At 65.9% G+C, this 12,504-nt stretch carries 7 protein-coding genes; 6 read left to right on the top strand and 1 reads right to left on the bottom strand.

The features are described 5' to 3' along the window. Positions 1-63: 63 nt before the first annotated feature. The 3 genes from bchH to NZU74_09960 all read left to right on the top strand — a co-directional run bounded on the left by bchH (position 64) and on the right by NZU74_09960 (position 5,844). Positions 64-3,819: a magnesium chelatase subunit H gene (bchH, locus tag NZU74_09970; GenBank protein ID MCS6881649.1), complete on the top strand. Its 3,756-nt coding sequence runs from the start codon at positions 64-66 to the stop codon at positions 3,817-3,819. A gap of 160 nt (positions 3,820-3,979) precedes the next feature. Continuing rightward, positions 3,980-5,035 carry a GHMP kinase gene (locus NZU74_09965; GenBank protein ID MCS6881648.1) on the top strand — a complete coding sequence of 352 codons (1,056 nt, stop codon included), beginning with the start codon at positions 3,980-3,982 and terminating at the stop codon, positions 5,033-5,035. 368 nt (positions 5,036-5,403) lie between these two features. Beyond that, on the top strand, positions 5,404-5,844 hold the full coding sequence (locus NZU74_09960; protein MCS6881647.1) for a hypothetical protein: 441 nt from the start codon (positions 5,404-5,406) through the stop codon (positions 5,842-5,844). A gap of 203 nt (positions 5,845-6,047) precedes the next feature. On the opposite strand, the gene NZU74_09955 is transcribed toward NZU74_09960, so the two are convergent. Then, positions 6,048-7,415, bottom strand: a complete 1,368-nt coding sequence (locus tag NZU74_09955; protein ID MCS6881646.1) for a GH1 family beta-glucosidase — start codon at positions 7,413-7,415, stop codon at positions 6,048-6,050. Between the two features lie 458 nt (positions 7,416-7,873). On the opposite strand from NZU74_09955, the gene NZU74_09950 reads away from it, so the two are divergent. From NZU74_09950 to NZU74_09940, 3 genes are all read left to right on the top strand, one after another. After that, complete coding sequence (locus tag NZU74_09950) at positions 7,874-8,962, top strand: patatin-like phospholipase family protein (GenBank protein MCS6881645.1); 1,089 nt, start codon at positions 7,874-7,876, stop codon at positions 8,960-8,962. A 299-nt stretch (positions 8,963-9,261) separates the two neighbouring features. After that, on the top strand, positions 9,262-10,011 hold the full coding sequence (locus tag NZU74_09945) for an SIMPL domain-containing protein (protein ID MCS6881644.1): 750 nt from the start codon (positions 9,262-9,264) through the stop codon (positions 10,009-10,011). Between the two features lie 423 nt (positions 10,012-10,434). Next, positions 10,435-12,318, top strand: coding sequence for a PAS domain-containing protein (locus tag NZU74_09940; GenBank protein MCS6881643.1), 1,884 nt, complete (start codon positions 10,435-10,437; stop codon positions 12,316-12,318). The last annotated feature ends 186 nt before the right edge of the window (positions 12,319-12,504 follow it).

Below are 12,504 nucleotides of genomic sequence, written 5' to 3'. Positions count from 1 at the left end.
CGGCGCGGCAGGGGTGTACGATCGCCGGTATCCGGCCCTCGCTTCGCATGCAAGGAGGCAGCAATGCGAATCGTCGTGCTCACGACCCAGGATAATTACACCGTCGGGCTGCGGGCCGCTGCCGCCGCCATTCAGCGCGACTACGGCGTGCCAGTCGCCATCAATGTCTACACCAGCGCGGATCTGGCCGATCCGGCCCGCCTCGCCGAGGTGCAAGACGAGGTGGCCCGCGCCGATTTTGTGCTCGGCGCGATGCTTTTCGGCGAGGCCTATGTGCGCCCGCTCGAGCCTATCCTGGCCGGGGCTTCCTGCCCGGTCGCCGTGATTATGAGCAACCCCGCCCTGGCGCGGCTGACGCGCATGGGTAAGTTCACCCTCGGCGATCAGAGCGCCGAAGGCGGCCACCACGGGATCATGCAGGCCCTCAAACCCAGGCACGGCCATGGCGAGGTGTCGCGTCAGCTTGCCATGGTCAAGGGGCTGACGAAGGTCCTGAAGTTCCTGCCCGGGCGCTTCCGCGACCTGCACAGCTTCATCAGCCTGCACCAGTACTGGGTCAACAACAGCCCCGAGAACCTGCAACGCATGCTCTGCCTGATCGGCGAGCGTTACGTGCCCGAGCTGCGGGGCCGGCTGCCCGTGCGCGATGCCGACCTCTACCCCGATGTAGCTCTCTGGCACCCCGACGCTCCGGGACCCTTCGCCGACCTGAAGAGTTACGAGAAGTGGCAACGCAAACGTCGCCTGCGGCTCGACCGGGGCGTGGTGGGGCTACTCTCGCTGCGGGTGATCACCCTCGGCAACAATGTGGCTCACCTGGGCGCCCTCATCCACGCGCTGGAGGCGCGCGGGCTGGAGGCGCGCCTGGCCTACACCGCCACCCTGGATAACCGGCCCGCCCTCGACTTCTTCAAGGACGCCCAGGGTCGCCCGACGATTGATCTGCTGCTCACCACCTCGGGCTTCGCCATGGCCGGCGGCATGGCCCAGAGCCGCCCCGAAGAGGCCCGCGCGGCCCTTGAGGCGCTCAACATCCCCTTTCTCCAGGCCATTCCCCTGGTCTTCCAGCGCGTCGAGGAGTGGCGACGCGATGAGCGCGGCCTGAACCCGATGCACCTCGCTATGAACGTGGCCCTGGCCGAACTCGAAGGCGCCACCGAGCCGCTGGTCTATGGCGGCCCCTCGGGCGACAGCGGGGTAGCCGTGCCCGTGCCCGAGCAGATCGAGCGCCTGGCTGACCGCGTGGCCCGCCGCGTGGCCCTGCGCCGCAAGGCCAACGCCGAGAAGCGCGTCGCCCTGGTGCTCTTCAACTTTCCGCCCAGTATGGGCAGCATCGGCACCGCGGCCTACCTGGACGTGTTCGCCAGTGTCTACCGGCTGCTGAGCGAACTGAAGGCCGCTGGCTACCAGGTAGAACTGCCGGCCAGCGCCGAGGCTCTGCGCCAGATGGTGGTCGAAGGCAACGCGCTGATCAACGGCACCGACGCCAACGTGGCTGCCCATCTGACCGTTGAGGAGTACCGCCGGCTGTTCCCCGCCTACACTGAGATCGAACCCTACTGGGGGCCGGCGCCGGGTGAACTGCTGACCGATGGCCGGCGGTTCCAGATCCTGGGACGTCAGTTGGGCAATGTGTTTATCGGCGTGCAGCCCACCTTCGGCTACGAGCGCGACCCCATGCGCCTGCTCATGGCCCGCGACGCCGCCCCGCACCACGGCTTCGCCGCGTTTTATACCTGGATCGACCGCGTCTTCGCTGCCGATGCCGTGGTGCACATCGGCACCCACGGCGCGCTGGAGTTTATGCCCGGCAAGCAGGCCGGCCTGGGGCCGACGTGCTGGCCGGCCCGCCTCCTCGGCGGCCTGCCTAACATCTACTACTACTGCGTCAACAACCCCAGCGAGGGCACCATCGCTAAACGGCGCGGCGCGGCTACCCTGGTCAGCTACCTGGTGCCGCCCGTGCAGCACGCCGGGCTGTACAAGGGGTTGCGCCAGTTGAAGGACAGCATCGAGCAGTACCGCCAGCGCCCCGATCCCGGGCTGCTGGAAACCATTGACGCTCTGGCGCAACAGGTCGGCCTGGGCATGGTTAATGGCGCCGCCGCCGGGAACCTGGAAGAGGCGCCGGACGCCGAGGCGCGCCTGGCCCGCCTGAGCCACGAGCTGCTGCAGATCGAGCAACGCCTCATCCCGGTCGGGTTGCATATTCTGGGGCGGCCTCCCGAAGCCGACGAGTTGACCGACATTCTCACTCTGGTGGCGGCCTTTCAGCGCCCCGTCGCCGGCGCGCCGACCCTCCCCGAGCGCGTCGCCGCTACGATGGGTCTGGACTACGCTACTCTGCGCCGTGCCATCGCCAGTGATCCCCAGGCTCAGGACCAGTGGCGAGCTATCGAGGATCGTTGCCGCGCCGCCGTGCGCCGCATGGTAGAAGGCGGGCCGCTGGAACTGGAAGGGGTGGACGCGGGTGAACTGACCCCGCTGGCGAACTTCCTGCAAGACCTGCTCACCCGGCTGCGCACCGACAACGAGGTGCGCGGGCTGCTCAACGCCCTCGCTGGCGGCTACACCCCGCCCTCCGGCGGAAACGACGTGGTGCGCGACCCTTCGGTGGTTCCCACCGGGCGCAACCTCCATGGCCTTGACCCTTACCGGATGCCGAACGAAGCCGCCCAGACCGAAGGCGCCGCCTGCGTGCGCGAACTGCTGGCTCGCCTCGCTGCCGAGCAGGGGGCGCTGCCTGAAACAGTGGCCATGGTTCTCTGGGGCACCGACAACATCAAGACTGGCGGCGAAGGGGTGGCCCAGGCTCTCGCCCTGCTCGGCGCCCGCGCCGTTACCGATGAGCTCGGCAAGATCGCCGATGTCGCCCTCATTCCCCTGGCCGAACTTGGGCGCCCGCGGGTAGACGTGGTTTGCACCGTGAGCGGTATTTTCCGCGACCTGATGGCCCACCAGGCTATGCTCATCGACAGGGCCGCCCGGCTCGCCGCAGCCGCCGACGAGCCGCTGGAAGCCAACTTCGTGCGCAAGCACGCCCTGGCGCTGGCCGCGTCGCTGGGCGTGAGCCTCGAAGAAGCCGCGGCGCGCGTCTTCTCCAACGCGCCCGGCTCCTACGGGGCCAACGTCAACCACATGGTCGAACAAAGCGCCTGGCAGGACGACCAGGAGCTGGGCGAGGTCTTTATGAACCGCAAAGGCTTCGCCATGACCCCCGGCGGCGAGTGGCGCGAGGCCCGGTCCCTGCTGGAGGGCGTGCTGGCCACTGTCGAGGCCACCTTCCAGAACGTGGACAGCGTCGAAACCGGCATCTCCGACGTTGATCACTACTACGAGTACCTTGGCGGCGTCACCAAGAGCGTGGAGCGCCTGCGCGGCGCCCGGCCCGTGGTGATGGTCGCCGAGGTCGAGGCCCTCAGCGGGGCCAGCGGCGGGCGGGTGCGCACGCTGGAGCAGATGGTGCGCCTGGAGAGCCGTGCCAAGCTGCTCAACCCGAAGTGGTTCGAGGGCATGCTCGCCCATGGCTACGAAGGCGTGCACGAGATCGAAGTGCGCGTTAGCAATACTTATGGCTGGAGCGCCACCGCGAACGCCGTGGACGGCTGGGTCTACCAGGGCGTCGCCGAGACCTACCTGCTTGATGAGGCCATGCGCGAGCGGCTGGCCCGGCTCAACCCCCACGCCACGGCGGGTATGGCCCGCCGGCTGCTCGAAGCCTGCGAACGAGGCTTCTGGCAGGCCGACGAAGAGACCCTCGAACGGCTGCGCGGCATCTATGCCGACCTGGAGGACCGCCTGGAGGGGGTAACGGGGTAATGCCATTTTGGATTTTGGATTTTGGATTGCCATATCTAGCAATCCGAAATCCAAAATCCAAAATCCAAAATCGAATAAGGCGCTTGCCCTTTGCCATTTCCGTCCCTCCTTGCTATACTGGCCCCGCTTCGCGACCCTACCAGAGCGGAGAGGGATGGCCGTGAAAATCTACAAAGCCCGCGCCCCGATGCGCATTGGCTTCTTTGGCGGCGGAACGGACGTCAGCCCCTACGCCGAGGAGTACGGCGGCAAGGTCCTCAACTGCACCATCAACCTGTATGTGCGCTGCATGCTCAGCCCGAGCACCGAGCCGGGCCTGATCATTCGCTCGCTCGACCTGCAGGAGGTCAGCCGGCAGGTCAGCGGGCGCGCCTGGGACGGGCGGCTGACCCTGCCCCAGGCAGTGCTCGACGCCATACCCCACCTGCGACCGGCGTTCACCCCCGAGCGCCCCGGCTACAAGATCACCATGTTCAGCGACGCGCCCCCCGGCAGCGGATTGGGATCCTCGTCGGCCCTGGTGGTGAGCATGCTCAAACTGCTCTACGCCGTGGCCGGGGAGAGTTATGACCCCCACGAGCTTGCCGAGTTAGCCTACCGTATCGAACGCGCCGACCTGGGCATCCCCGGCGGGCGCCAGGACCAGTACGCCGCCGTTTTTGGCGGAATGTGCGTCTACCACTTCGGCGCCGGGCGGGTGATCGTCGAGCCGGTGGCAATGGATCCCACCGCCCTGCTCGAACTGGAGAGCTGCCTGATCATCGGCTACATCGGCGACCGGCAACTGCTGCGCCGGCACCTGATGGAGGACCAGGTGCAGCGCCTGGTGAAAGGCGATACCCTGCGCTACCACGACGAGACCAAAGCCTTCGTTGACCAGGCTACGCGCTACCTGCGCGAACTGCGCATCGCCGACTTCGGGCGCCTGCTCCACGACGCCTGGGAAGTGAAGAAGGCCTTCTCGCCCCACATCGCCCCGCCGATCGTCGAAGAGGTCTACGCCCTGGCCCTACGTCATGGCGCCTGGGGCGGCAAGATCACCGGTGCGGGCGGCGGCGGCTTCATGGTCTTCGCCTGCCCCTTCGACCGCCGGCTGGAACTCGAGCGAGCCCTGACCGCCGCAGGGGTGGTGGTGCGCCCGTTCTCGTTTGTTTCCCATGGCGTGCAATCCTGGGCCGTCGAAGCTGCGCCCTCGGAGCGCGCCATGACCAGATGAAGATTGAACGACCTGCCAGATGATGCGCGGCCCGCGTTCATCGGTTTGACAGGACGGCATACTATCATCATGCAGCGACCAGGGGGAGGCAGAGCAGGCCGACCGGGCGGGGAAATTCCTTGAGCAGAGGGGTTTCCCCGTTGGATTCTTGCCCGCCTTTGAGTCCGCTCGTCTACCACATCGGCGTGCGCTACGGTCTTCTGATCCTGAATCATCAAGCGGCCGCTTGTTACAGATGCGCCACAGTTGGCATACCGCAATCCCCGGTAGGCAGGTCTTTACCGGTTCCATGCCCCGCTCAGCGTATAGTCGGAGAAGTCCGGGGTTGCCGGCGACCCCGCCGTGCCCGCGAAGAGGAGGGATGCCCGATGTGGCGCGCAGTGCTTGACCGTGTTGTCTTCGTGCTGATGAACATGGTGGTGATGGTCATCCTCCATGGCAACAGCAAGCAGTTCTGGCCCAAGATCCCCTACCTGAGCCTCCGCAACGAGAGTACCGCGGAACATACCCGGCTCGTCTTCAACACCCTGGCGATCAGCACGCTGATCCAGGCGCTGTCTGGCCGGCTGCCGCGCGAGCGCTGGCTTCCGCGCGTCCTGGTGCTGGGCGTGGTTCCGGCCATGCTGCCCGCGGTGATCTTCTTCGGCCAGAAGGTGCTGCGCCTGCAGGGCGCCGCGGCCGAGCGCTACAACCTGGCGATGGTGCCGCTGCTGCCCATCGCCGCCGTCGCCGTCGAAGAGGGCCTGGTTGCCCAGCTCGCGCCGCCCCCCGAAACCCCCTCTTCGGCTGATTATTCGCATCTTGTGTGATGGGAAGCGGTCCTCACCCTCCCCCGCCTCCCTGCGCTCGGCCCCTTCCCTCTCTACCTGCGGTGGAGAGGGAGGGGGCTGGGGGGAGGGTGAGGAGCGGCGGTAAGTCAGCCGGTAGCGCAACCCTCCAGGTTGCGTACCCCGGCAAGCGGGTTTCCCCATCCCCCCGCCCGGAGGCGCGACCTCCTTCTCCCACCCCTTGATCACACCTCGACCCCATTGCGGGCAATCACCTCCCGGTACCAGTGCGCCGAACGCTTCCAGATGCGCCGCCCCGTGGCATAATCGGTGTAGAGCAGCCCGAAACGCTTGCTGAAGCCGTGCGACCACTCGAAGTTGTCCAGCAACGTCCAGACGTAGTAGCCGCGCAGGTCGATCCCCTCCTGGATGGCCCGGTGCGCCATGGCGATGTGTTCGCGCAGATAGGCGACCCGCGCCTCATCGTAGACGCCGCCGTCGGGAGCGATGGCGTCGTCGAAGGCCGCGCCGTTTTCGGTGATGTAGAGCGGCACGGAGGTGTAGGTCCGCGCCTGCCGGAGCGTCTCGATGATGCACGCCGGATAGATCTCCCATCCCATTGCCGTGACCGGCCCTGCGGGCGTTATCTGCCGCGCGCCCCCGATGAGGTCGAGAGGGTAGAACTGAGTGACCAGCCGCGAATAGGTGTTGACGCCGAGAAAATCAATCGGAACATGAATGACCTCGAGGTCGCCGGGCCGTATGGCGGGGCGGATGCCGCGCCAGGCAAAGTGGCGCAGGACATCCTCGGGGTAATGCCCGCGAAAGAGCGGCTCTAGAAACAGGCGGTTCATCGCCCCCTCGGCGAAGCGGCTGGCCCGCACGTCCCACGGTCGCGGCGAGGCCGGGTGGTGTGGCCAGAGGATCAGCACGATGCCGATCTGAGGGCCAGCGGCCGCTCCGGCGGCCCCTGGCGGAAACTCGGCCCGAAAGGCCTGTACCGCCAGCCCGTGCGAGAGCAGCAGGTGGTGGGCGACGGTGAGTATGACCCGGGGATCGCGCCGGCCCGGGGCGTATTCGCCCGTGCCATAACCGTAAAAGGTCTGGATGAACGGCTCGTTGTGGGTGACCCACAGTGGCACGTCGGCGCCCAGGCGGCGGAACAGCAGCGCGGCGTACTCGGCGAAGCGCAGGGCCGTGTCGCGGTTGGCCCAGCCGCCCCTGTCCTCCAGGGCCTGCGGCAGGTCCCAGTGATAGAGTGTGACATTTGGTATGATGCCACGTGTGTTGAGGGCGTCAATCAGGCGCCGGTAAAAAGCCAGCCCCCGCTCGTTGATCGGCGGAGCGCCGGTCGGCAATATCCGCGGCCAGGCGATGCTGAAGCGGTAGCTCTTCAACCCCAGTGCGGCCATGTGTTCGACGTCTTCCTGCGAGCGATGGTAGTGATCGCAGGCCACGTCGCCGGTGCTGCCATCGGCGATCTTTCCCGGCGTATGAGCAAAGCGGTCCCAGATGCTCTCGCCCCGGCCATCTTCGTTCCAGGCGCCCTCGATCTGGTAGGCCGCCGTCGCTGCGCCCCATACAAAGCCGGGCGGGAAGGTGAGGTGAGTCATTGTGTTTCTACCTGATGTGCAAATGGGCCAGGGAGGCTACCAAACAATTGAAAATAGACCGCATGTGAGACCTGACCGGTGGGCGCCAGGATTCCGCTGCGGGAACAGGGATCGCCCATGCACCTGCCTGTCAGGTCTTTGCGTCATCTCCCCTATCGATTGGTAGCGAGGATCTGGAAACCGCGCCCTCCCAGGAAAACCCCTGACCCCGCTGGTGAAATCGCGGCTACCCTGACGTTTGTACCATGACGAACCCTGTTTCATCGGGAGGGTCGGGGATGGCTTTGGACTCCCCCGCCACCCTTTAGGAGTCTATAAAGTGAGTTTCGTGGGATTTCCACCCCCCTCCCAACCTCCCCCCGTTGGGGGGAGGAGCCGGACCCCCTCCCCCGGCGGGGGAGGGTTGGGGAGGGGGCGGAGTTACTGAAAAACTTAGTTCACAGAGTATTTAGCCATCTATGAAAAAAGCCCTGGTTCTCTCCGGCGGCGGCGCCCGCGGCGCCTATCACGTCGGCGTTATCGAGGCGCTGGTCGAAGCCGGCTGGATGGAGGATGGCCGCGGCCCCGACATTGTCGCCGGCACCTCGATTGGCGCGGTCAACGCTGCGGCGCTGGCCTCCGGGTTGCCCGTGGCCCGTCTGCGCGAGTTATGGCTGCGGATGCATACTGAAGATGTGCATCGTCTCTCCCGTGACCTGCCGCCGGTGACCCGCCCGCTGCTGCGTTTTCTCCTGCGTAATGTGTTGACCTCGCAGGCCCGCGGCGGCGCCGGGCGCTATGCCCTGCCCTCCGCGGAACGCGCCCGGAGCGCCGAAAGTCTTCTGGAGCGCCTTGGCGCACTGTTTCGCGCCCGGCCCTTCCGCGGGCTGCTCGATACCACTCCCTGGCGCCGCACGCTCGCCGCCTGGATGAATTTTCCGCGCATTAACAGCCCCGACGCGCCGGCCCTGCTAATTACCGCCACCGAGTTGCAAAGCGGCGCCCTCGAGGTTTTCTGTAACCGCCCGCTCCAGGGCCGCCCGGCCCAGACCATCGGCATCGATCATCTGCTGGCCTCGTGCAGCATTCCGATTGTTTATCCCTGGACCGAGATCGGCCAGCGCAAGTACTGGGATGGAGCAGTGATCGCCAATACGCCCCTCGACCCGGTGATTGACCTGGCCGGCGAGGACGACCTGGATATCCTGGTGGTAATGATGACGCCCTGGAATCCTTCCCCTGAGAACGCCTCGGTTGCCGCGCCGCGCGATCTGGTGCAGGCCGCCACTCTGGCCCTCGACTGGACGCTCCTGGCTTCGTATCGCATGGCCTTTGAGACTCTCGAACAACGCAACCGTCTCGCCGAGGCCCTGGCGCGCCTGCGCGCCGCCGGTCTGGAGTTGCCTCCCGGTCCTGTTCCACGGCCCATTGCCCTGCCCACAGTGATTGCCCCCTCGACGCTGATGCCTCTCGACTGGATTATTGACTATGAGAGCGTCAACCACTATCGCCTCTTCGCCCAGGGGCGCGCCGACGCCCTGCGCGCGTTGAACAGCCGGCGGGCCTGATGAAGATTAAGAACATAAACCGGTATTTGACCTGTAGCCCGGCGACTGAAGCCGCGGGCCGCCGATGCGAAGCCCGCCTGCGCGGGCTATACCGGATTTAATTCTTCAAGGGCCGCCTGCCCGGCGCCGGGAGCGCCGGGAAACCTTGTGGCTCCATCTTTACCCGGCGGCGGATCTGCCCACGGAGTGGTGCAACCAACCGGGTTGCGCTGCAGGGGAACTTTCGCCCCTGCGTCGCCGTTGTACTCTTGACGACAGATGATCTGCGGGCGTTGCCCGCCTCGTGCAGGAGTACACGTATGGACACTCGCAATTCGACCCTCATCGGCGTGCTGGCCGGCGCCTTGCTCGTGGCCGTGCTGGCCATCGGCGCCCTTGCCGGTCTCGCTTTCGCCCGCCCTGCGCCGGCCCAGGCCCAGAGCGTCGGCGTCTCCGGCATGCGCCAGGTTACCGTCACCGGCCAGGGTGAGGTGCGCGTCACTCCCGACATGGCCGTGGTGCACCTCGGCGTCGAAACCAGCGCCCCGACCACGCAGGAGGCCCTGGCGCAAAACACCGCCCAGGTGCAGGCCATTATTGACCGGCTCAAGGCCCTCGGCGTGGCCGAGAAAGACATTCAGACCAGCAATTTTAGCATCTACGCCGCATATGCCAACGAAGGCCGCACCGTTACCGGCTACACCGTCAGCAACATGGTCCAGGTCACCATCCGCGACCTGGCCCAGGCCGGCGCCCTGCTCGACCAGGTGGTGCAGGTTGGCGCCAACCGCGTCTACGGCATCAGCTTTGGTCTGAGCGACCCTGCGGCCGCTCAGGCGCAGGCCCGCGACGCGGCGATGGCCGACGCCCGCGCTCGCGCCGAACAGTACGCCCGCGCTGGCGGGGCCTCGCTTGGCAGTGTGCTGGTGATCACCGAGAGTCTCGGCGCCGTCACCCCTATGCCCGTGCTTATGCGCGAGGAGGCCGCCCAGGCCGGCGCGCCGGTTCCGGTGCAGCCCGGCGAGCAGACCATCACCGCGCAGATTCAGGTTACCTTTGAGCTGCGCTGAGAAGGCGCGGCAGACCCATGCCCTGCCAGGGCGACGCCCGTCACCCCCAGGGTGTCGCCCTCATCCCCGGCAGCGACGATCCGGCGGGCCGTCGCTGCCGGCGCTTCTGGACACGCGCCAGATACACGGTTTTGATACAATGCCCTTACCTGATCGTCATCTGCACGTATAAGGCGCATCCGGCAATTCTGCTTGCCCTTTAGTTACACCATACATTCAGGGAAGAGCGTTTCGCAAGCCCAAAGTCCCTCTAGAACCCTCTCGCGCTCAGGGATCCTTGTAACTTCACCGCGCACCAAGCAAATATGAGGAGAGGTTCTTCGATGAGGGGTTTGTTCTCTTATCCGGCGGGCCAGAGCGTAGGGAAATCCGGTTGCCTGTTGTGACGGGCCGTTTCTTTACAGGACTCTTAGGGAACCGGGTATGGCGTCTGCAAACCCCTCTTGCGAACTGGAGGCCCTGCGCCAGCAGCTGGCCGGACTCGAAGCCGAGAATCGACGCCTCCGCGACCTGATCACAATGCCCCCTGCGCAGATCCTGGCGCGGTTGCGCATTTTTGAAACCTTGCCCCTGTATGCACAGGCAGCCATTGTCATCGTCGAGGCTGTTCCTCTTGACCTGCCCGGGCCACGGGTCATCTATGCCAACCCGTCTTTCGAGAGGTTGAGCGGAACCCCGGCAGAGCAGGCTATCGGCCAGCCCCTTGCCCCCCTGCTTGATCCCGAGATCGCCGCCGTCGTGTTGTTTCACCTGCGGCAGCTCCACCCCAACCAGCCCTCTCTTCGCACCACGTGTACCACCCGAATGGAGAAGGGCGAAATACGTGCCTTCGAACTTGAAGCGGTGATGGTTCCCGACATGCAGGGGCACGTTCCGCACGTCATCGTGTACCTGCGTGACATCACCGCCCAGCAGCGCGCCCAGTTTGAGCGCGAGGCCCTGCTTGCCCGTCTGGCCGAGGCCAACCGGAAACTCCTTGCCGAACTTGAGGCCCGCCGCCGGGCCGAACGCAAACTGGAGCGCCTGAACTGGCGTCTGGAGCAAGAGGTTGAGGATCGCACGACCCGGCTCCGCGCCACGATTGCGGAACTGCAAGCCGAGGTCCGCGAACGCCAGCGGATCTCGCTTGAATTGCAGCAGCACCAGGCCTTTCTGCAGGGCTTCCTCGATCACGTTCCGGCGATCATCGCGGTGCAGGATCTGGAGGGACGCTTTATTCTGGTGAATAAGAACCTGTTGCGCTCGCTTGGCCTGACCATGCCCGAGCAGATTCTGGGCCAGAAAGCCGATCGGTTCTATCCGTCCGAGGTCGTCCAGAGCGCCCGGCAGGATCACCACCACATCCGGCAGACCGGCGAGCACATTACGCGCGAATATGGCAGTCTCGACCAGACCGGCAAGGTGTGGCTGGCGCATACCTTTCCCATCCGCGCGGCCGATGGAACGATCATCGCTATCGGGCGCATCGCGATAGACATCACCAGGCGCAAGCGCCACGAAGAGGAGCGCCTGGCCTTCGAGCGCCGGCTCCAGGAAACCCAGCGCCGTGAGAGCATCGGCATCCTGGCCGCCGGTCTGGCCCACGACTTCAACAACCTCCTTGCCGCTATCAATGGCCATGCCGAACTGGCAATGCTTGATCTACCCCCTGGTTCGCCCCTTCGCGAGTGCGTTGACGCCATTGTCCGGGGCGTCCAGCGAGCAACCGATCTGACCGCGCAGATGCTTGCCTATGCCGGCAAGGGCCGGTTCCTGACCCAGCCCGTCCAGCTCAACGAATTGATCAACGAGATGGTCAACCTGCTGCGATCAACGCTCAGCCGCCACACGACCGTACATCAGCGCCTCGGCGCCGATCTCCCTCTCATCGAGGCCGACGCCTCCCAGATCCGTCAGGTGATCCTGAACCTCCTGGTTAACGCCGACGAAGCTCTTGGCGACCAGCCAGGCCAGATCACCCTGGAGACAGCTGTTGAGGATCTTGAGCAGGCCCGGCTCGAACAGTTGATTGGCGGCGCCGGTCTTGCGCCGGGCCGCTACGTGCGTATGAGCGTTAGCGATACCGGCTGTGGCATGGACGAAGCCACGCGCGCGCGGATGTTCGAACCGTTCTTCAGCACCAAGTTCACCGGGCGTGGTCTGGGTCTGGCCGCGGTGCAGGGGATCGTCCGCAGCCACCGCGGCGCGATTGAGGTCTTCAGCGCGCCTGGTCAGGGCACCACGATGCATATCTACCTGCCGGCGAGCGTCTCGACAGCGCTGTCCGAGCCGGATCCTCTGCCGGTAGGGTTGTCTTCTGCACTCTAGAAACTTGCCATTGTGGGTTGGCGCAAAGGCGCGCAGACGCAGGGCGTTCGTGGTTGCAAGGCTTTGCCCCTGTGCGTCGTGGCAGGAAGCGCGCGCAGGGGGGCCGTAGCCGCTACCCGGGGTGCGAGCCTGGCCTGCCGGCGGGCGAAGACCGTGCCTGCCCATGCAAACCTCTGCCCGGTGCGC

The organism is Chloroflexaceae bacterium, from assembly GCA_025057155.1.
Taxonomy (GTDB): domain Bacteria; phylum Chloroflexota; class Chloroflexia; order Chloroflexales; family Chloroflexaceae; genus JACAEO01.
Note: the sequence above shows the minus strand (reverse complement) of the source record. Positions and strands in the feature narration are given on the sequence as shown.

Coding starts and splice junctions, on each gene's coding strand:
- bchH (MCS6881649.1), top strand. CDS start 64: ATGCGAATCGTCGTGCTCACGACCCAGGATAATTACACCGTCGGGCTG.
- NZU74_09960 (MCS6881647.1), top strand. CDS start 5,404: ATGTGGCGCGCAGTGCTTGACCGTGTTGTCTTCGTGCTGATGAACATG.
- NZU74_09955 (MCS6881646.1), bottom strand. CDS start 7,415: ATGACTCACCTCACCTTCCCGCCCGGCTTTGTATGGGGCGCAGCGACG.
- NZU74_09950 (MCS6881645.1), top strand. CDS start 7,874: ATGAAAAAAGCCCTGGTTCTCTCCGGCGGCGGCGCCCGCGGCGCCTAT.
- NZU74_09945 (MCS6881644.1), top strand. CDS start 9,262: ATGGACACTCGCAATTCGACCCTCATCGGCGTGCTGGCCGGCGCCTTG.
- NZU74_09940 (MCS6881643.1), top strand. CDS start 10,435: ATGGCGTCTGCAAACCCCTCTTGCGAACTGGAGGCCCTGCGCCAGCAG.